Consider the following 19,067-nt stretch of genomic DNA (forward strand, 5'->3'; position numbering starts at 1 on the left):
AGCGAAGACCTGAATGAATTGGCCGTTGAGGCGATTCGACTTTGTCGGTTGCTTCTTGATTTACTACCAGATTCCGAAGTCACGGGGCTGCTCGCGTTGATGTTACTGCATGAATCACGTCGCGGAGCGAGATTCGACGAGGCCGGCGAGATTGTGTTGTTGCAAGATCAGGATCGTCGCCGGTGGAACGGAGGGATGATCGATGAAGGCCAACGCCTGGTCGAGCAATCATTGCGTTCTGGTCGCTTCGGTTTCTATACGCTGCAAGCGGCAATTTCTGCGGTGCATGCCACCGCCGAATCATCCGATCAAACCGACTGGCCGCAAATCATCGCACTCTATGACCTCTTGCTCCGAGTTCGTCCATCGCCAGTCATTGAACTCAACCGTGCGGTCGCCGTCGCGATGCTGCGCGGCCCGGATGCCGGGCTTGTCCTGATTGATCGTCTCGTCGACGGTGGTGAACTGGACCGATACGCATTGGCTCACTCGGCTCGTGGCGAGTTGCTGGTTCGCTCAAGCAAGATTGCACTGGCAATCGAAGCCTTCGAGCGAGCTGAATCGATGACCAAAAACCCCGCCGAACAGCGGTTTTTGCGGCGAAAGCTGGCCGACTGTCGCTCGATGCTCTGATCGGCAAAGATTTTTGAAAAACTTTTTGACGCTGTTGTCGATTTGGTTGGGTCTCATTCGACCAATTCTCGTGCGTCCGCCAACGATGGCACGCTTTCTCACACCGAACGCTCCTTGACCAGGGACTAAGCCATGCGAGTCATGATCATCATCAAAGCCACTCCGAGTAGCGAAGCGGGCGAAATGCCGAGTGCAGAGTTGCTCAGCGCGATGGGGCAGTACAACGAACAGCTCGTCGAAGCGGGCATTATGAAAGCCGGCGAAGGCCTCAAGCCAACCTCCGTTGGTAAGCGTGTCCGATTCGAGGGCGAGTCGCGAACCGTGATCGACGGGCCATTTGCTGAAACGACGGAGTTGATCGCCGGATTCTGGCTGTGGCAGGTCGATTCGATGGAGCATGCGGTCGAGTGGGTCAAGAAATGCCCCAATCCCATGAAAGAGTATTCTGAAATTGAGATTCGTCCGCTCTTCGAAGCCGAAGATTTTGCGGATAGCGATCCGGATGGTTCAGTGCTTGAACGCGAGTCGGAAATGCGGCTCCAGTTGCAGAAATGCAATCCCGTGCCGTGGTTTGAAATCTATGTGGATGACCTGGAGCGTGCGACACGGTTTTACGAATCGGTCCTGGAAACCAAACTCGAGAAGCTCGAAGCCCCGACAAGCGAGTTGCAGATGATGGCTTTTCCGATGTCGATGACCTCACCAGGAGCGTCCGGTGCACTTTGCAAAATGGAGGGCGTCAAGGCTGGTGGCGGCAGCACGATGGTTTACTTCAGTTGCGAAGACTGTGGCGTTGAGGCCTCGCGGATTGAAGCGGCGGGCGGAAAGCTGGAGCGTCCGAAGACGTCCATCGGTCCGTACGGTTTCATGGCGATCGGCATCGATACCGAGGGCAACATGTTCGGGCTGCATACTCCGTAGCACTCGAAAGAAGAACGACTAATTCGCACCTCCTAGATGCCCCGGAGAAATATCCATGAGCAAATCCGTCTTCGTCAATCTGCCCGTTGCCGACTTGAAAGCGTCGATGGCTTTCTACGAAGCGGTCGGCTTCACCAACAATCCTGACTTCACCGACGACACGGCTGCCTGCATGGTCTGGAGCGACGCGATCTATGTGATGTTGCTGACTCACGACAAGTGGAAAACGTTTACGGACCGCCCTATTCCCTCGACAACTTCCAGCGAAGTAATGCTGTGTTTCAATCTGGACAGCCGAGCAGAGGTCGATGCAATCAATCGACTTGCCGGCGAACATGGAGGAACCGCCGACATCAATCCGTCTCTCGATCATGGTTTCATGTTCAGTCGATTCTTTTCAGATCTCGATGGACACGTTTGGGAACCTCTTTGGATGGACCCGGCTGCGATTCCGCCGAGTTCTCAGGATGAAACTGGCCAAGGAGCCTCAACATGAAATACATGTTATTAATCTACGGCAGCGAAGACGACTGGACGCAAGAGCAGCATGAATCCTGCATGATCGAATCGTCGAGAATCAGCGAGGAGTTGAAGCAACAAGGCAAGTTGGTCGAGTCGGCTCCGCTACGAAGCGTCACCACAGCGACCAGCGTACGAGTGCGTGACGGCAAAAAACAAATCACCGACGGCCCGTTCGCCGAAACCGCCGAGCAACTTGGCGGCTACTACATACTCGATGTCGACAACCTCGATGAAGCCATCGCGATCGCCGCGAAGCTACCTCCCGCAAGCAAAGGCACTGTCGAAATCCGTCCGATCGAACCACTTCCCGCTCAAGCTCAATCACCGACTCATTGAATGAAATTGCATCCATGAAAATTGAAACAAAAGTGACGCCGTGGCTTACCTTCACGACGCAAGCGAAAGAGGCTGCCGAGTTTTACACCTCAGTCATACCGGACTCGCAAATCTTGAGTATCCAAAACAATCCCGCGACCAGCGGAGTGCTCGTCGTCAACTTCGTGCTTGGCGGCTTGCCGGTTTGTGCTCTCAACGCCGGACAAGACTTCGGCTTCAGCAATGCATTTTCATTTTCTGTCGCTTGTGACGACCAGGACGAGATTGATACGTTGAGAATTTCAGCACACTGAGGCGGACCGCACTAAGCCTGCTGAAGCACGAAAAGACAGCCAAGTTTGTAGTGAAGAACAGACGACTTACGACCGGATGGGATGACAGGTCGTTTTCAGCCAGTGATTCCCAGTGCAATCGCCTATCCTTAGGGCTCTGTCCTTGGTTGTCATGCGGTGGGTGGAGAGCCGTTCACAATGACTCATGGAGCGAGCAGGATGGAGTGCTTTCTCACTGAGGCTGAACGGTGCAGAGGTTTGTGACGCATCGACACGGAAATCCGCGCCCAGATGATGGATGGCACCGGACGCAGCACCGGACGCAGCTTTGAGTCCTGCGAGGGAGTCGTACGAAATACTTAGAGGTGCCTTTCGTGGCTGGCACCTTGGGGGCGACTCATTACAATTCAGCGAAAGGCAGCTTGCGTGGATGGATCTGTGTTCGAATCCGCTGAATCGTTTCTGCCAGAACTTCGCGATCTAAATTAAAGAGACTTGTGTGGACTTTCCGGTAATCGTGACAGCAATCTTTGGAGCTTTTGTCGTCTTTGGAGGAGTCATGGGCTATGTCAAAGCTGCAAGCAAGGCTTCTTTGATCGCAGGCAGCATCACTGGCGGACTCCTTCTGCTCTCGGCGTTTCTGATTGCGAGAGGCATTACAGCAGGGGCAATTCTAGGGATAGTTGTTTCGCTACTGTTGATTGGCCAGTTTGGCCCCTCGTTGCTGAAGAAGTTCAAGATAATGCCAAACCTGCTGGTGGTCGTCCTGGGTTTCATCACCGTCGGCACGCTCCTTTTCAGTTTTTTTAAATAGGTCCCGTGAATCAAAGCGGACGGCGGGCGATGTCGGTTCCATGCGTCCATTCAAGACCCGCGTCTCTTTTGGTCGTCCTTCAATGGCTGGAACCAATCGGAGAGTCGATCAAATCAAAAACTCGCGTCGGTGTTTCCTGATTGAGATCGCCTTTGGCTACCACCATTCGGGTGGAGCCCGTTTTGGCTGCCACACTGGTCCCCTTTTTGACTGCCATCTCCAGGGCAGTTCCAACAGCTGGAAACTACACTGCACTGGAGACGTTGGCGGTTCCGGCGGATCAGGCTTGGTCGGTTTCTTGGCCAGCGAGGGTTCCAGTGGCAGACAGACGGCCAGCAAGGGGGCAAAGATCAGCATCGTCAACAAACCTCCAATGACAGATGAACTGCGACGTGTTGAGTGGCGCGGTCGAGTGACGCGGTCGTAACGCAAGCGAAGATGTCGGTTCATCGGTTTATCTCCCGAGCTGGCCTGCGGTAGAATCAAATGGCCTCTCCCCGGAGCTCGCTGACCAAACGCCCTGGGGGTGGCATCAGGCCGGTGAGTGGTTGCTTCGCGGCTGTTGCTCACCGGCCGCTTTCTTGATTCGTTACGTTGTTCACGTAGGCCAGGACTTGTCCTGGCACGCGTTCGAATTGCCAGGACAAGTCCTGGCCTACTTAGCTTGCTTTGTCTCGTCAGCTGCTATGTCATTTGCAAAACCCTTTCTGGTTTGGGTGTGTCGAGCAATCGGTGACCCAGGGTGCGTCAATTGATTGCGTACACCGCGGGCGTTCCACAAATCGATTGGGTTATGACAACCTCAGATCTAGCAAGTCCTCCTCCAGCCAACCGGCGCTGTCGTCTTCGTCATCCATGACATAGAGTTGGTCAACGGCCTGAGGATCGATCGTCGCACGAACTCGGGAACTGTTGTGTGTTTGCTGGTTGAGGTGGTTGTCCGACATCCCCGACACGTTGTCATGCAAAGCATGAGTTGCCGGTCGATGTGTCATCTCCTGACATCCATCAATCAGTTGGTGGCCGGGGCGTCAGCACAAAGCCACGTTTGACTCCATCATTGGAGATCACACCCGCGATTTGCCCGAACCCATCATCCGTCGTTCGGTTGTTCAACGCATAGATGCTGGAAAAATCACTGCCGAACCAGTCCGCCGCATCATCAGAGTCAGTCAGATCGATCAACTCATCTGGGTGAAGGTAACCGTGTTGATCATGATAGATTAGGTAGTTAGTGATGAAATCGTCTTGGTCGTTGATCGATTCGGGAAAACCCAGTGCAGTCTTGTCGAGCAACACGAGGAACTCCGGTTTTTCGTAGATTCGAAAGCACGCGGTCACGGTTTTTTGACCTTTGCCTGGATAATATATCGATTTCCCAAGCACGACCCCCTTATTGTTGATTTCACTAACCGAGAGATAGTTGCTATCGATTTCCGGAAACGTTTCTTTGGGGAGTGCGACTCCGTCGTCGTCTATCTGACAGCGAAAAACAATGCGATCCTCATCGGGACCATCAGGGTACCATTGGCCCGCAATTTCACGGTTGTCATTGATCGAGAGGTACGTGATTCGTCCGAGGTCAAGAGCGACTGGGATCTCGGTTTCGTCGTAGAGCCCCGGGACGTACAGGTTGTACAGATATGCTTCAAACCATCCGTCAGCATCCTCGTACGAAACGACGATGTCACCTAAAAGGTTGATTCCCGCAACCCAATCGCGCATGCCGATATTGTCCGGATTAAGCTCGATCAGCTGGTGTGGGGTGACATTCATGTTGATGGCACATGCTCGCCACAGATTATTTGATTCATCCTTGCGTTTAAGATTCGCGACGATGTCTCCTAAATCGTTGATGCCCCAGACATGTGTTATTTGCCAGCCGTCGGGGATACCTGCATTTTCGTCGTAATCAAGATCGTTGAGATCGATGACCCGATCCGGGTATCCGGGATGGTCGTAGACGAAACCGTATTGGTTCTCACCTGCGTCTTGGAGTTCGGCGTAACTGCCGACAACGCATCCAAAATTGTTAATGTCGAAGACCAACAAACCGTATCCGTTATTGGGCAAATTAAAGAAGTCGATCTGGTACAGCACCGGAGGCGGATCTGGATCTGTGGTCGGCTTCTTGGCCAGCGAGGTTTCCAGTGGCAGACAGACTGCCAACAAGAGGGCGATGATCAATGTCATCGACAACCCTCCGATCACATGGGCGCGTCCAGGACTTGAGCGACGCGGTCGAGTCGTGTGGCGGTACGGCAAGCTCGTTTCTCGTTTCATCGGTCTATCTCCCTGTTTGGTCTGCAGTACAATGAAATGGACGCGCCCCGGAAACGCGCAGACCAAGCGTCCTGGGTCGCATCAGGCCGGTGAGTGGTTGCTTCGCGGCTGTTGCTCACCGGCCGCTTTCTTGATTCGTTACGTTGTTCACGTAGGCCAGGACTTGTCCTGGCACGCGTTCGAATTGCCAGGACAAGTCCTGGCCTACTTAGCTATAATGCAAAAGGCCATGTTCCCACGGGCACGCAAAACGAGCCGCGTGGGGAGATGTCTTGCCCGGCGAGGGTCGTGATTGCCGTCGCCAACCTCGCCGGGCGCTTTTTTGTATAGCTTTCGTAGAGTGGATTAAGGGACGTACTTTGGCTCCTCGGTTTGGAGGTCTGGCATATCGGTGGACCGAATTTCCCCGGCCGCATGAATCAATGCCCTCGCTTCTTGATCCAACACCTTCAACTCGACGCGTTTGGTCCAGGATGAAGTAGCTGGGATTTTTTGTTTGATTTCCGTTGCGTCCGCGAGAACCTGACGAGCTTGGTACACGTGCCCCAAGCGTTGGCGCGCCATCGCCAGGAAATAGAGTGAACATGCCAAATTGCCATGTTGGTTAGGATCTGATGAAGATTCGATTTGATCGGCCACTTCTGTTAACATGTCGGCAGCGGCCTTAAACTGCTCGTTTCGGTAAAAGGCTGCTCCTAGGCAAAGTTTAGATTGATATCCACCAACACCATTCAATTCCGCGCGGGCTAAGCGAAGAACCGTCTCGCTATCCAGTTGACTGTTCTCTATCAGGACGCATAGCCAAGCTACATGCATACCGGAGGAAGGAACTTCTGTGTTTGCAAACGCTTTCAGCAATGCGTCGCAGTGCCGACGATAGGCTTGTGGTTTCCCGGCACCGAGCAGCGACTGGCCATACCACATAGCAGCATGGAAAGACCGACGAAGCCCAGGTCCGATGGCTTTAGCGAACTCCTGTGACGCCCTCTCAAAGTCACCGATTTTTGCGCTGGCATGCCCGCGAAGCTGCCAGAAACTAAGGCTATCCGGTGCAAGCTTTAACACTTTCCGCAATCGAGCTTCCTCGTCGGCATCACTTGTTTGTCGTGGTGATCGATAGTATGCCCAGGCCAACTCTCCTCTTTTACTCCCCTGCTCGGAATATTCGTATGCCTTCGTGGCGTCCCACACGTGAATCTCTCCGCTGTCGGTGGCGGCCGCCAGACGCTTGCCGTCTGGGCTCCAGATTACCTGTCCGACGCCATCATCAAGTTGGAATCGCAGAAGATCTTGTCCGTTGCCTGCCGCACACACCTTGACCATGCCGTCTTCTGAAGCCGAGACAATCCGCCGACCGTCGGGGCTCCATGCGAGAAAGCGAACCGGTGTGTCTGAAAGTCGATTGCTGTATCGAGTTAGCCCTGAGTCGACATCAACAGCCTCGACAGTTCCTCTGTCGGTGCCCGCGATAAACGTTTGGCTATCTGGATTCCAGGCGAGGCTAGTTACGATCGGACCCCGCTGAGCCGCAAGCATGTGTTTCAGAATGGTGACGCCACGTGAGACATCCACTATATACACATGCGGCCGATATGCCGGACCGCCGTCGTCACCTTCCTGACCTAGCGCGGGGATGGCGATTCGAGTTCCATCCGGACACCAAGCCATCGCGTTTGAGATATCGCGATGAGAAGGAACCCCCGCGTGACGCCAAATGGAAATTCGTTTTTCGTGGTCAACATCCCACAGTTCCACGCTCGTTCTCGCGCCGATACCTATTCTAATAGCAAGCTTCGTCCCGTCCCTGGACCAGGCGACGCCTTGGACTCGATCGTCAGAATCTTGCTCCCATATTGAATGGACTGCCCCAGTCGTTCCGTCAAGAATCCGAATGTCTTTTCGGTTGTCTTTGGGGAGGCAAGCAACGAGACGGCGGTCAGGCCCCCAATGCGTTAGCCCGTCAGCAAGTGCTGGTTCGACCTTTCGCCGACTTCCATCGGTTGCACCCCAGAAGGATGTCGAATGCTCGATCGCATCAACTGCGACGATCGTTTCACTGTCTGGTAGCCATGAAAGTAACTGAATTGGGTTGCCTGTGGACAGAACAGGTGGTTGGAACGGCAAGTTTAAGTCCCAAGTCATCAAGTATCCATCATCGTCAGCCGTCACCAACTGCTGTGAGTCCGGGCTCCACGCGACAGACGATACTGACCCCATGGGGCCGTACAATGCTGGTGCAGCTTTGTCGTCAGCGGGATTCAAGATAGACATGAATCCGCTGTTTGCTACTGCTATTTTTCTACCGTCGGGGCGCCAAGCAACGGCATAGCCCCGTGCCTGCTCTCGATCTTCTCGCCGTATCACAGTCCAATCGGACCGTCGCACCAGGAACCAGCCTTCCGTGGTGCTTACTGCCAGCTGGTTGCTTTCAGGATGCCAAGAGAGTTGAACTCGGTAGCCAACACCGCGTTCGCCCAAATCCTCAAGATACGCGACGAGCTCCCCAGTTTTCGGATTCCATACTTTCACGTCGTGCCATTTGGTGCTCGCGGCCAACATCTCGCCGTCGGGACTCCAGGCGAGATCCGAAACAAAATCGACTGCCTCGAACTTCTTAATCGGTGCCCCTGCCGCGACGTCCCAAATCCATACTTCCTTGTCCATGCCTCCAGACGCTAGCTGCTTGCTATCGGGGCTCCAGTTGACGCACCAGACGCTCGACGTGTGCCCACGTAATTCTGTGAGTTCGTCGGATTGTCGATTCCAGATATAGATGCAACTGTCATCGCTGCAAGTTCCCCAGGCATACATCTGACTGTCCGGGCTCCAACATCCACGCATCCTTATAAGCCGGGATGGCACAAGGCTGCGAAAACATTCGCCTGTCTCCGCGCTGACGACCATTCCGGCAATCGCGATGTATTTGCCATCCGGGCTCCACGTCGCGTTCGATTCACCACCGGAAGGGTAATAGAAGAAGGTTCGTGTTTCTGGATGACATAAGGAGAAAAGATAATACCACTCCCACCCGCGACGATCCTCCTGGTCCAAGAACGGCAAATGACGGATCAACTTCTGTTCAAGCCGCTCTGTTTCACCCTGTTGCTGATCAATCTGACCGGAAACGATCTCTGAGTAATACTGGTTCAACAACGCAGCGTTCCGTTGCTGTTTGGCCACTTGTTCTAGCTTCTTGGCAATAGCCCAGGCGTCGAGAGCATCGGCACGATCTTTCCTCGCTTGAACGAGGTTTGCACTAGCCATACCCTCAGCCTCGATGGCCCGGCTCGCCTGCCGAACACTGACGCCCGTTCCGATCAACATCGAGCAAGCGATCAGGGAAGCCGTCAGAATCGCGACTCGGTTTCGCCTAGCAAACTTCTTTAACCGGTAGGTCGTCGACGGCGGACAGGCTTCGACCGCCTCGCCGGCGAGGTAACGCTGCACATCCGCGGCGAAAGCACTGGCCGATTCGTAGCGACGATCACGGTCCTTTTCGAGCGCTTTCATCGCAATCCAGTCCAGTTCGCTGCGCAGAATGTGACACAAATGACTTGGGTCTTCGCCTCGCTCGTCCGCGATGGTTGACAATTCCTGAGCGCCGAACGTGCTAACTTGATTGCTGGGGCGAGTCGGCTCTTGTTCGCGGATGATGCGCCGCATCTCGATGAAACCCGCGTCGTCCAATTGTTGCTGGGAAAATGGCGTTGTACCGGTCAGCAATTCATACAGCAGCACTCCGAGTGAATAGACGTCGCTACGGGTGTCGATGTCCGTGCTCGACAAATCCGCCTGTTCCGGACTCATGTACTTTGGTGTGCCCACGATCTGAGAGACTTGTGTGTTCGCTGTCACGTCACTGAGTCGTTGATTGATCGCTTTGGCCAAACCGAAGTCGATGATCTTGGCGACCGGCAGATCTTCATTCAGCGTAACCAATACGTTCGACGGTTTGATGTCACGATGAATGATCCCCTTTTGATGTGCGTGCTGGACCGCCTGGCAGATTGACACGAAAAGCTTCAGGCGTTCGGGGGTGGACAATTTGTGTCGATCACAGTAATCGGTCACCGCAACGCCAGGAACAAGGTCCATCACGAAGTAAGGCCGCCCGAACTCGGTCGTGCCAACGTCGAGGACATGGGCGATGTTGGGGTGATCCATCATCGCCAGTGCCTGCCGCTCGACCTCAAAACGGGCGATCACGTTCTTGGTGTCCATCCCCGGCTTGATGACTTTCAATGCCACTTGGCGTCGGATCGGCTGTTCTTGCTCGGCCAGAAAGACCACCCCCATCCCACCTTCACCCAACAGTTTGCGTAGCGTGTAGGGACCGATCCTGCCACCAACCTGTTCGGAAATGGCTTGGTCGTTGTGCAGGCCTAGTCCTGGAGCGGACCAATCAAGAAAGCTATCCTTGGTATCGTCGTATCGTAAAAGACCCTCGACTTCGGTTCTTAGTTCTACGTCTTCGCCACATGCCTGATCGATGTAAGCGGCACGCTTCTCCAAGTCATCGATTTCGGCAGCGGCGTTGAAGATTTCGTCTTTTTTGAGTCGTGTTGTGGCCACAGTAGGTCTCCGTAAGGATTCACATAGAACAATGCGACGTTCGTACGGAAAAGCGATCACGAATTCTGAAAAGAATTTTCAACTCGGTTCAATGAAAGTCCTCGCTTTCGTCGCCTTCCGCTCCTCCGTGCAATTCGCGACGTAGCCAGGCGCGCGCATAACGCCAGTTCCTGCCTACGGTTACGACGGAGACCCCTAAAGCCTTGGCGATTTCTTCGTGGTTCATGCCCACGAAGAAACGGAGCTGCACGACTTTGGCTTTTTCAGCAGATTCATGTTCCAGCTTCTCGATCGCTTCATCTAAGGCGAGCAAGTCATCCACGGGTAATCCGCAAGGCAATTCAATTTGCCGGAGTGAAATCCGATGCCATTCGCCTCCTCGTTTTTGTCGTCGTTTGCGTCTTGCCTGCTCAACCAGAATGCGGCGCATCGCGATCGCGGCCGCCGAAAAGAAGTGCCCACGCGAATCCCAATGCCGCGTCTCCGCGACATCGACAAGCCGTATGTAAGCCTCATGGACCAGTGCTGTTCGATCCAAGGTCTGCCCTGGCTTTTCTTGGGCCATCTTAACCGCGGCTAGCTTGCGCAGCTCGTCATAGACCAGCGGCAGCAGCTTCTCAGCGGCTTGGTCGTCGCCGTCTTCGATTTGCCGAAGGATTTGTGTGACGTCACTCATGGTGGGATACCCGATTCATTTGGGTGTCCGATATTGTCCGCCCCCACGGGGAAAGAAACAAGTATCCAGATCAGAGACAAGCGAAGTGAGTTACTCAAACTCAAAACCCATTCGGGATGAACTTCACTATGCTCCTGTGCTCGTCGGATATCACGCAAATACTTTGACACTTCTCGCTAATCGCCACCTTGGTTGATTGGTTGCGCGGCCATTTCGGCCCTGTTTTCTTTGCGTTTCATCCAGTTTCCAAACTGGAGCAGGATGTGACGGACGATCGTTCGTCGTCGCCGGAACAGACGGTCGGCTTGTTCGCGTTGCTCCTTGAGTTTCTTCACCCGAGCGCGATTGCGTTTGCTTGGCCGTCCTCTTCCTTTCTTGACTCGCTTGGGTTTGATCACCCGCCTGACCTCGCGAACGGCATCAAGCACATGATCGTTCACTTCGGAAATCACATGAAAAACGCAAAGCTGATGGTTGGCTTCGGGCCAGACCTGGGCGATCGTTTTGGGATACAGCGGCGAGCGATCCGAGATCACGGTTTCGGGTGAGAACCCATGGTTTTTCAGGTTTTGCAAGAACCTCAACATGTGCGCCCCATCGTTCTTGGAAACCAACGCACAGGCAACCGGATTGTCCGAAACCGGATCGCTGGCGAGCAAAACGACTCGGTGACCAAGATGAATTTCGTCGACACAAAGCGAGCCGGAAAATTCGCTCAGAACCTTGGCACGAAACTCCGCGCCATCAAATTTACGAATCGCGTATTCCAAACAGTCGTAGAGAAATCCGGTGGACAACTTGAGCAAGAAGTCTCGCTCCATGGCTTGGGCAACGGAGGTCGTGTTGAGCTTGTCGACCAAAATGCGATCAATGACTGCCTGCCGCACCTTGTTGTCGTATCTGGCCTTGGGTTCGATATCGTCGGGAGACGTGCGGAAGGTCTTGCAGCAGTCGCACTTCGCCGCGTATTCGCCATAGTGGACTTCTCTGAAGAGTTCTTGCTGAAATGCTATCGAGCGGACACGACGAACTCGAATCCGTCTACGTCGCCCAAGTTTTCCACATTTTGGGCAAGCTGCCTTTCGCGGATGACAGGATTCTCGTATCTTTCTGGTGGGTGTTTTTTAGCATCCATGCCTGGTTCCTTTTTTTGTGTCTTCAGAAAACCAAATAAAAGCAATCAGGTTTTTTCGTGTCCATACCGAATCCAGTCGTGGTGGCGATTAGCGAGAAGTGTCGGAAAAAAAACGCCCGCGTGGGTTTGCTCCTCCGCGGGCGTTTCGGGTTTCAGTTCGTCTTTCGACTTACAGTTCGACGGATTCCACTTCGCGGACGAATCGGGATGCGTCGTTCTCAAGGAACGATGAGCAGACGTTGAACACTGCGTCACTGAAGCCGCCGATGTTCAGGATGTCGTCTCGCTCTGGAGCCTGGCTGGTTCCGTAGGGTTGAATGTCGATGCAGACTAACTTTGGATCTGCGATGCCGTGTCCACGTTGTGTCTTCTTGAACTTCTCCCAATGGGGCAACACGCCGGTTGAGCCGTTTTGGCCGTGGTCGTATCGGCGTCCCGAGGTAATCCAGCTCTCGCTGTCGATAGCGACTGGCAGCGATTGGGCGAGGATTGTTCGTTGGTGGTTTCGCACTCGTTGCAACCCGACAGGGAAACGGTTGCAGAATCGTCGATCGCGCCGAAGACTGGCGTTGATAAGGGACACGCCGATGCGTCATTTCACCGCAGTTGGCTGGTCTCAATCATGCCACTACTAATTTGACGTGGACATTCGAACCGTCGATAATGTTCGGACGTTGGGAACCGGTGAGAGTAGGTCCCTGAAAGGGAATATCACCGGTCCCTATGGTGATAAACAATTTTTGTCACGCAATCTTCGTCGGACGCTTAACCCTCCCATCCACTATCTACGGAGACAGATCATGACTTACCGGTTGCTACCATTGTGTGTCGTTGCGTTTTCTCTCACTGCATTGCCGGCGCACGCACAAACATCGACGCCGGAACAGTTTTCCGAATTGGGTAACCAACTGGTAGGCCGTTGGGCGTCACAAATCACGCTCATCGCTGATTGGCCTGAATTCAGCAAGAAACAGGGCGAAAAGGTAAACGGATACACCACCATAAAATGGACGGCGAACAAGCACGCGTTGATCGAAGACGAATTGATCGCCGAAGGACTGACAAAGTCCATCTACTTTTGGGACGTGGATACAAAGACCATTAAGGCAGTGCGAATAAGCTCTGCTGGCACGACCTCTACAACAACCTATTGGAAGGCGAATGAGACTTGGCACTGGAAACATGTTAGTGCCCAGACCGATGGGAAGAAGCTAAAGGGTTCTGGCACACTTGTCTTCGAAGAGGGTGGAAATGTCTGGATCGGTGACGGAACGGCGCACCTCGATGGCGAAGAATTGCCTCACTACCACGATGTGTACAAACGCGTCGATAAACCATAGTTTCCTGTTGCTAGACGAAACATGTGGCGGAATCATCGGATGCAACGGATGATCGATGGTTCGTTTTCACGATTGGATGCTCAACTCCCGGTTCCCGCTGATCCCCGTCGTTAGATGGCCCAATATGGCATCTGTCACACATGTGAATTCACTCGACTTGCCCGCGTTGCTGGTTGCACTCATTGGGTCGAACAGGTGGTGTCCACCCGATGACCGCAGCGTGTTCGACACCTTTGTCGACGAACATTCAGGGGTGACGTTCTATTCCACTTCCCAAATGGAGAAGGAAACCAGTTGGTGGCTCTCGCTAGCGGTAGACGGCTCTTGTTTTCGAGGCAATGCCGACAGCGCGCACTCACCCGGGGATATGGAACCCTCGAAAACTGTACTCATCGGTGACGTCGGCATAGGATTCGATGCGCCATTCGCCCTCGATTATCGAACGTCGACCGTGAACCCTCGCATCATTCACTACCGCTGGCATGAAGACAATAAGCACAGTCGGTGGGTGGAAATCGCACCCAACTTATCGTTTTTTCTAAATGCCCTCAATTTATAATGGCCATCTAACCAATAAAACCTTGACGTCGCGAGGTGCGAACCGAAGTTCAAGGCGTCTGTTCAAGAAGCCCGGATGAATGACTCGCGACGCATCCCATTGCGTATGGGATAAGTCTTCACGGCCTATGCAATAGAAGTGACGACCGGCAAACCAACTTCATGAACTGTGGGATCAGCGTGCAGGAATGGGATCTTATGGTCGGGGCAGAGGCCGCATTGGGGAATTTCTTTGGTGGCGAAGAATTGGCGGATTTCGGCGTCGGTTGTGGTGGGCGGGATCGCTTGGTAGTCGCGGAAGAGTTGCCAGGCGGGGATGTTTTGAAGTTCTAGTTTGCGTTCTAACTGGCTATGGTACGCTAGGGCCGGGCATTTCCATAGGCAACTCAGGTGCAATTGCGTACAATGCTTTTGGATGCAGGCCTTCCAGCCGTCGCGTGGATTTGAGAGGATCGGCAATGCCTTGCCGTCGACCATGTTGTACTGGCGTCGCCAACCGGAATGGGATTGGCGAACCCCGATTCGTAACCTTGGATGATCGCGGCGCCATTTCGCGATCGTTTCTTGAACCGCTGCAAACTTCTCCAGATAGTCTGATGATGTGCCATGCTGCGAGATCTCAAGCTTGTAGCCTTGATTGATCAGGACCTTCGGTAACTCTGGATGGCGATGGAGGAAGAACCCGTTGGTGACCAGCAGTCGCTTCGAGCGTCGAAACTTCCAACGTCCCATGACGAGGATTCGGCATAGGTTTGGATTCAACGTGGGTTCGCCACCGAGAATCGTGAACCGCCGCGGCTGAATGCGTTTGCACCAAGCATCGAAATTCTCTCGAGCTTCTTCGACGGTCACAATGCCGCCACGGAGAAAGTTTGAATAGTGTGAACACTGTTGGCACGAGAGATTACAACCATGAACGACATGAAATTCAAGGGATCGACAGTGGATCATGTTGCGTCCTTTCGTTCGTCGAGCATCCGCGTCTTGACGTCATGCACGACAACTCCGTCGGGTGGGCTTTCCCACTTGAAGCCACGTAGCTTGTGCCGTGTTAGTGCGATTTGCCGAAAATGGCTGCGGCGTCGCATTGGATCGTAGTTTTTGTTGCTGACGTGCAGATGATCGATGCCGTGCTCTTTTGCCAACGCGACTTGCATGCCTGAGTACACTGCCCGTAAGAAGAAGTCCCAGTGTTCACACGTTTTCAGCGCACTGGCCCAGCGGATCTTGCGACAAGCCTCGGTTTTTGCCAGGAACCCATTGATGACAATATCGCACCAGTAGATGTCACCTTCGTTTCCTCGATGCGCGACGTCGGCATACATGATGCGGTCGCTGCTCTTGACGAAACAGCGTGCCACCGACCCGCCGCCGAACGCCAGCAGATCACAACGGTCCTCGATCCCCAGCAGCTTTTCCAGCATTAAGGGAACGTTCGAGGATTTGGTGAGAACATGGTCATCATCAAGCAGCACGAAGTACGGGGTTTCGACAGAATCAAGAAGCCGGTTGCGGCCAGCGGAGATTCCGATGTCGAATCGCGTCTGGATGAGCCGGTCCAGTGACCGCACGGTATCCGGGTATCTTGCGGAGAACCTCAATCGTGGCTTGCCATCATCCAGCAGATGGATCTTTGCACCTGGTGCATACTTGCGTATGGACTCGATCAATCGAAGGCACGCCCAAGGACGATGAATCGTTTTGATCGTGAAGGTGATTTGATCAAGCTTCACAGCTGAGTGGCCTCCTTGGTGCGAGAAAGATGCTCGATACGCACATGGTGCTGTTTCCCAAGTCCTGCTCCTCGGTAGTTCCATTCGCACGGCAGCCAGTAAGTTGGCACTTTGGACTGAAGCAACGCTCGTGTCAGGTAGGTTTCGTCGGCGCCGTAGCCTGGGTAAAGTGCTTGCCAGAGCTGCATGGCCTGTTGCACCACGGGCGAGTGGCGCAGGAACAAGACACCGGAATTACAACTGGGTGTGCATGGCAACACATCGACATGCTGGAACCTGCGAGAAAGTCCGTGAATGGCAGCAGCGTGGTATCCGTAGTTGTCGGTGAGCAGCCGTAGCGGCGACGCCGCGTCACTGCGTTTGATGACGGTGTCGGTATCAAGAAACATCGTCCGAGTGTATGGCAACCGCGGGATGAAGGCCGGTTTCACCGCGTAGCCAGAATTGCCTGGCCAGGTCACAAATACAATCTCGTCCGCATCCTCGACGTCGGCCAGGTTGGTGACCACCGTGATGGGTAAGTCGAGAAGCTTGTGCGCCGACTGGATCGAACGAGCAAGTGGCTCACGCATCGATTCGCCGATCGCAACGTAAAGAATTCCTTGGTCTCGACATAGGCGGGGAGCCGAAGAATCCGTCATCCATGTTTCCTAAGTTCCGGGTTGACGTGATCGACCGCTGCGTCAAACTCCTCATCCGACGGATTGATCCCTAAGAAGTCAACCAACTCCTGGACCTCCGTTCGGGGATCGTCGCACAGTACTTGGAAGTCAACGCGATGGACGGGAGTGTTGGGATGCGACTGGATGAACTGCTCGCGGTGTTCGAGAAGGCTACGCTGAAGACGGTCGCAGGTTTCATCGTCGGCCGCGAACCATTGGCCGCGGTGCTTTTTGCTGCGAGCTTGCAAGCTACGAATCGAGGCCTCGATTGGCCGGTCGATGGTGACGATTCGCAGCGACTCGCCAATTGCCTGGTACAGATGATCGGCGAATCGGCACAGGTGGGGATACTTGCCGCCGGCCACGGTGTTATCTCGTTTGGCTTCCGCTTTCTTGTTGATGACAAAACTCTTTAGACGGCGAACCAATTCCTCATCGGCAATCGTCGGATCCGTCGCGGGAAAACGCATCGCCTTCTCACACAGATTGGCGAGACCGACTGCTTCGCCGCCTCCGGTCGCTTCGTAGCCGCCGAGCTGGTTGCCCATGTGGACGCCAAGATGATGCATCACCATCGCAACGCATGACGTGCCACTGCGATGTGGACCGAGGACGGCGAAGAACGGCGTATCGCTGTGATCGGCGTTCCGAGCGTCATTGAAGAACCGCGTTTGATCCCACTTGCGTCCACAGATATTCGACTTGGTGGGAAGCTGTCCGACGAGCCAGCGATCGGGGGCGTAAACCGCGACCGATTCCTTTTCGATACTTTTGCCCTGCATCAGCTCATAGCGTCGCTGGATCAATCGTCCCAAGTGATGATCGATATGATGCTTGGTTTTCCAGTCCGAGGCGTGGAGATGGCGATAGATCGTCTTCATCGCTTCGCGTCCACGGACCATGAAGGCATGGGTCCGGTTGACGTTGTACGGCCGGAAGACCTGATCATTGATTTTCACAGGCGGGTGTTTGCCGGCGAACAAGTGCTGGCCGCCCAGGTAGGCCAGTCCCCAGTCGGTGGGCAAGCTCGCAACATATTGATGGAACAACTTGGGGAATCCGTCGATGAACCCCGCGTCATCTTCAAAGACAACGTAGGAATCGCCCCCCTCAATGAGGCACTTTTCCAGGATCAAGGCATGGGATCGGTAACAGCCCCATGCTCCATTGCCCGCACGCCACTGGGGTGGTGTAGGGACGCGGCGGCCGTCGATCGCTGCGAAGCGTTCGGGCTTTGGGAATGGCCAAGGCTGGGGCAGTTGCCTCATCCATTCTCGCAAACGATCCTCCCGGCGATCGAGGTTAATGAGAAAACATCGATCGACGATTGCAGGCGGTAACAGTTGACTTGTGGCTGTACTGGATTCGACTTCCGTGATCACGTTTGTTTGCTCCTCATTTCCAACTTGCCTCGGATCGTCGTGATCTCGGATCCTTGCTCGTCTTTCAATTGCACTGACCAGTCGTACTGGCCTGACCGCATTCCATCGGTTTCGACACGCGGTAGATCGAATGCCAGCATCCACTGGTCTGCTTCTTCGCTCACGGTTCCTTCCACCAAGAAGGAATCCCCCAAGGATTGGTGTCTTGCACCGAATTGACAGGAAGCATCGCCGACGGCAACATTCGGTGGTGGGGTGACACTCCAGCGAAAATGGCGAGCATGGCGTGAGAGATAGTCGTCGCCGATGATGACAGGACTCGAGATTTCACCGTCACCGACTACTGGCTGCGAGGTAACGACTCGGCCAACCAGTTTGGCGTCGATGCTGCCAATGGCCTCAAGGACGGACGAGTCATCATAGATGGGCGTTAGCCAGGTGATGTCGCCATGGGCGATGACATCGTTACGAGCGGCGGTTACATCCAAAACGCTCGCTGATTCTTCACTCACCAATGACACCGCCACGGCGACATCCGTATCTGCGACGTTGGGGCTCTTGATCTGGACCGTTACTTCTTCGCCTGCCAGGACGACGAAAGACTGGGTTTGCAGGAGGGCTCGCGGTTCGCTACCGAGTTCTTGCACATCCGGGCCACCCAACCAGGCATTCCCGTCAATGAAGATTGTGACTTCAAAGTCGCCGCCGCTGCCGTCGAGGTCTTTGACCCCGTTTCCAAGTCGGATTGAGACGGAGCAGACTCGGGGTTCTGTGGCAGTATAGGTCAATACCGTTGCGCCCGTCACGAGGTCAACGTCCGCTGTTTCAGTGTCAAGGACTTCAAATGACATCGGTAACTCCTTGAGTATCAGTCTTGGCTTTTGCCGATCGCCCCGTCAACGTTTTTAGTCTGACAGTCCGCTCGCCCTTCTTCGTGCGTCGCTTCCAAAGGAGTGTCTCGACTCCCAGTTCACGAAGGGCTTTGCAGATTGCCTGACGGTAGAGAACTGGCGGTTTGATTGTTTCCGGCAGGATTTTGAGTTCGACTGTCTGCTTATTGATCCAGTGGATCGAGCAGCCAAACTCGTACGGGTCATTCTGCTCAAAGCTCTTTCCAGGAGCGTAAACGCGAAGCCCGCCAGCAAAGAGTTCGATGTCCGCGGTGTAACTGGCAGTGCGGGCATCACCGCTATTGAGAGTTAACATCAACTGACTCCTTTCCATGTTG

At 54.2% G+C, this 19,067-nt stretch carries 20 protein-coding genes; 8 read left to right on the top strand and 12 right to left on the bottom strand.

Annotated elements, in window-relative coordinates; genetic code table 11:
* The 6 genes from Poly41_RS10030 to Poly41_RS10055 form a co-directional block, all read left to right on the top strand.
* The coding region (locus tag Poly41_RS10030) for an RNA polymerase sigma factor (RefSeq protein WP_315853732.1) at positions 1-633 on the top strand (633 nt) is incomplete at its 5' end.
* 132 nt (positions 634-765) lie between these two features.
* Positions 766-1,554, top strand: coding sequence for a YciI family protein (locus tag Poly41_RS34810; RefSeq protein WP_146526034.1), 789 nt, complete (start codon positions 766-768; stop codon positions 1,552-1,554).
* 55 nt (positions 1,555-1,609) lie between these two features.
* Positions 1,610-2,050, top strand: coding sequence for a VOC family protein (locus tag Poly41_RS10040; protein ID WP_146526035.1), 441 nt, complete (start codon positions 1,610-1,612; stop codon positions 2,048-2,050).
* On the top strand, positions 2,047-2,412 hold the full coding sequence (locus Poly41_RS10045; protein ID WP_146526037.1) for a YciI family protein: 366 nt from the start codon (positions 2,047-2,049) through the stop codon (positions 2,410-2,412). The genes Poly41_RS10040 and Poly41_RS10045 overlap by 4 nt, the downstream gene beginning before the upstream one ends.
* 14 nt (positions 2,413-2,426) lie before the next feature.
* Positions 2,427-2,705 (top strand): VOC family protein, encoded by a 279-nt coding sequence (locus tag Poly41_RS10050; RefSeq protein WP_146526038.1) that lies wholly within the window; start codon positions 2,427-2,429, stop codon positions 2,703-2,705.
* Between the two features lie 478 nt (positions 2,706-3,183).
* Positions 3,184-3,498: a TMEM14 family protein gene (locus Poly41_RS10055; RefSeq protein ID WP_146526040.1), complete on the top strand. Its 315-nt coding sequence runs from the start codon at positions 3,184-3,186 to the stop codon at positions 3,496-3,498.
* A gap of 791 nt (positions 3,499-4,289) precedes the next feature.
* Here the strand turns inward: Poly41_RS10055 and Poly41_RS10060 are convergent.
* The 6 genes from Poly41_RS10060 to Poly41_RS10085 form a co-directional block, all read right to left on the bottom strand.
* Positions 4,290-4,493 carry a hypothetical protein gene (locus tag Poly41_RS10060; RefSeq protein ID WP_146526042.1) on the bottom strand — a complete coding sequence of 68 codons (204 nt, stop codon included), beginning with the start codon at positions 4,491-4,493 and terminating at the stop codon, positions 4,290-4,292.
* A gap of 13 nt (positions 4,494-4,506) precedes the next feature.
* Positions 4,507-5,781, bottom strand: a complete 1,275-nt coding sequence (locus tag Poly41_RS10065; RefSeq protein WP_146526043.1) for a hypothetical protein — start codon at positions 5,779-5,781, stop codon at positions 4,507-4,509.
* A 345-nt stretch (positions 5,782-6,126) separates the two neighbouring features.
* Positions 6,127-10,353, bottom strand: a complete 4,227-nt coding sequence (locus Poly41_RS10070) for a protein kinase domain-containing protein (protein ID WP_146526045.1) — start codon at positions 10,351-10,353, stop codon at positions 6,127-6,129.
* Between the two features lie 88 nt (positions 10,354-10,441).
* Positions 10,442-11,029 (bottom strand): ECF-type sigma factor, encoded by a 588-nt coding sequence (locus tag Poly41_RS10075; protein WP_146526046.1) that lies wholly within the window; start codon positions 11,027-11,029, stop codon positions 10,442-10,444.
* A 176-nt stretch (positions 11,030-11,205) separates the two neighbouring features.
* On the bottom strand, positions 11,206-11,916 hold the full coding sequence (locus Poly41_RS10080; RefSeq protein ID WP_146526047.1) for a transposase: 711 nt from the start codon (positions 11,914-11,916) through the stop codon (positions 11,206-11,208).
* A 417-nt stretch (positions 11,917-12,333) separates the two neighbouring features.
* Entirely contained in the window at positions 12,334-12,675 is a 342-nt protein-coding gene (locus Poly41_RS10085; protein ID WP_231615562.1) for a hypothetical protein, read from the bottom strand.
* Positions 12,676-12,964: 289 nt separating this feature from the next.
* Here Poly41_RS10085 and Poly41_RS10090 point away from each other — a divergent pair, with 289 nt between their 5' ends.
* A complete protein-coding gene (locus tag Poly41_RS10090) occupies positions 12,965-13,504 on the top strand; it encodes a hypothetical protein (protein ID WP_146526049.1) in 540 nt (179 codons plus the stop codon).
* Positions 13,505-13,628: 124 nt separating this feature from the next.
* Complete coding sequence (locus Poly41_RS10095; RefSeq protein ID WP_146526051.1) at positions 13,629-14,063, top strand: hypothetical protein; 435 nt, start codon at positions 13,629-13,631, stop codon at positions 14,061-14,063.
* A gap of 125 nt (positions 14,064-14,188) precedes the next feature.
* Here the strand turns inward: Poly41_RS10095 and Poly41_RS10100 are convergent, their stop codons facing one another.
* From Poly41_RS10100 to Poly41_RS10125, 6 genes are read right to left on the bottom strand one after another with little or no spacing between them, the layout of a single operon-like run.
* Positions 14,189-15,013: a radical SAM protein gene (locus Poly41_RS10100; RefSeq protein WP_146526053.1), complete on the bottom strand. Its 825-nt coding sequence runs from the start codon at positions 15,011-15,013 to the stop codon at positions 14,189-14,191.
* The gene (locus Poly41_RS10105) at positions 15,010-15,795 is read right to left on the bottom strand and encodes a glycosyltransferase family 2 protein (RefSeq protein WP_146526054.1); all 786 of its coding nucleotides are present in this window, start codon (positions 15,793-15,795) and stop codon (positions 15,010-15,012) included. The genes Poly41_RS10100 and Poly41_RS10105 overlap by 4 nt, the downstream gene beginning before the upstream one ends.
* Entirely contained in the window at positions 15,792-16,436 is a 645-nt protein-coding gene (locus tag Poly41_RS10110; RefSeq protein ID WP_146526056.1) for a hypothetical protein, read from the bottom strand. Before Poly41_RS10110 ends, Poly41_RS10105 begins: the two co-directional genes overlap by 4 nt.
* Complete coding sequence (locus Poly41_RS10115) at positions 16,433-17,839, bottom strand: sulfotransferase (RefSeq protein WP_231615563.1); 1,407 nt, start codon at positions 17,837-17,839, stop codon at positions 16,433-16,435. Before Poly41_RS10115 ends, Poly41_RS10110 begins: the two co-directional genes overlap by 4 nt.
* Positions 17,836-18,690 carry a hypothetical protein gene (locus tag Poly41_RS10120; protein WP_146526058.1) on the bottom strand — a complete coding sequence of 285 codons (855 nt, stop codon included), beginning with the start codon at positions 18,688-18,690 and terminating at the stop codon, positions 17,836-17,838. Before Poly41_RS10120 ends, Poly41_RS10115 begins: the two co-directional genes overlap by 4 nt.
* Positions 18,680-19,045: a hypothetical protein gene (locus Poly41_RS10125; RefSeq protein ID WP_146526060.1), complete on the bottom strand. Its 366-nt coding sequence runs from the start codon at positions 19,043-19,045 to the stop codon at positions 18,680-18,682. The genes Poly41_RS10120 and Poly41_RS10125 overlap by 11 nt, the downstream gene beginning before the upstream one ends.
* Positions 19,046-19,067: the final 22 nt, after the last annotated feature.

The sequence above is a fragment of the Novipirellula artificiosorum genome, from assembly GCF_007860135.1.
Taxonomy (GTDB): domain Bacteria; phylum Planctomycetota; class Planctomycetia; order Pirellulales; family Pirellulaceae; genus Novipirellula_A; species Novipirellula_A artificiosorum.

Bases quoted from the DNA above. Each gene is read 5' to 3' on its own strand.
- Poly41_RS10110 (WP_146526056.1), bottom strand. From the start codon at position 16,436: ATGACGGATTCTTCGGCTCCCCGCCTATGTCGAGACCAAGGAATTCTT.
- Poly41_RS10050 (WP_146526038.1), top strand. From the start codon at position 2,427: ATGAAAATTGAAACAAAAGTGACGCCGTGGCTTACCTTCACGACGCAA.
- Poly41_RS10065 (WP_146526043.1), bottom strand. From the start codon at position 5,781: ATGAAACGAGAAACGAGCTTGCCGTACCGCCACACGACTCGACCGCGT.
- Poly41_RS10060 (WP_146526042.1), bottom strand. From the start codon at position 4,493: ATGACACATCGACCGGCAACTCATGCTTTGCATGACAACGTGTCGGGG.
- Poly41_RS10120 (WP_146526058.1), bottom strand. From the start codon at position 18,690: ATGTCATTTGAAGTCCTTGACACTGAAACAGCGGACGTTGACCTCGTG.
- Poly41_RS10090 (WP_146526049.1), top strand. From the start codon at position 12,965: ATGACTTACCGGTTGCTACCATTGTGTGTCGTTGCGTTTTCTCTCACT.
- Poly41_RS10095 (WP_146526051.1), top strand. From the start codon at position 13,629: ATGGCATCTGTCACACATGTGAATTCACTCGACTTGCCCGCGTTGCTG.
- Poly41_RS10100 (WP_146526053.1), bottom strand. From the start codon at position 15,013: ATGATCCACTGTCGATCCCTTGAATTTCATGTCGTTCATGGTTGTAAT.
- Poly41_RS10045 (WP_146526037.1), top strand. From the start codon at position 2,047: ATGAAATACATGTTATTAATCTACGGCAGCGAAGACGACTGGACGCAA.
- Poly41_RS10125 (WP_146526060.1), bottom strand. From the start codon at position 19,045: ATGTTAACTCTCAATAGCGGTGATGCCCGCACTGCCAGTTACACCGCG.
- Poly41_RS10040 (WP_146526035.1), top strand. From the start codon at position 1,610: ATGAGCAAATCCGTCTTCGTCAATCTGCCCGTTGCCGACTTGAAAGCG.
- Poly41_RS10075 (WP_146526046.1), bottom strand. From the start codon at position 11,029: ATGAGTGACGTCACACAAATCCTTCGGCAAATCGAAGACGGCGACGAC.
- Poly41_RS34810 (WP_146526034.1), top strand. From the start codon at position 766: ATGCGAGTCATGATCATCATCAAAGCCACTCCGAGTAGCGAAGCGGGC.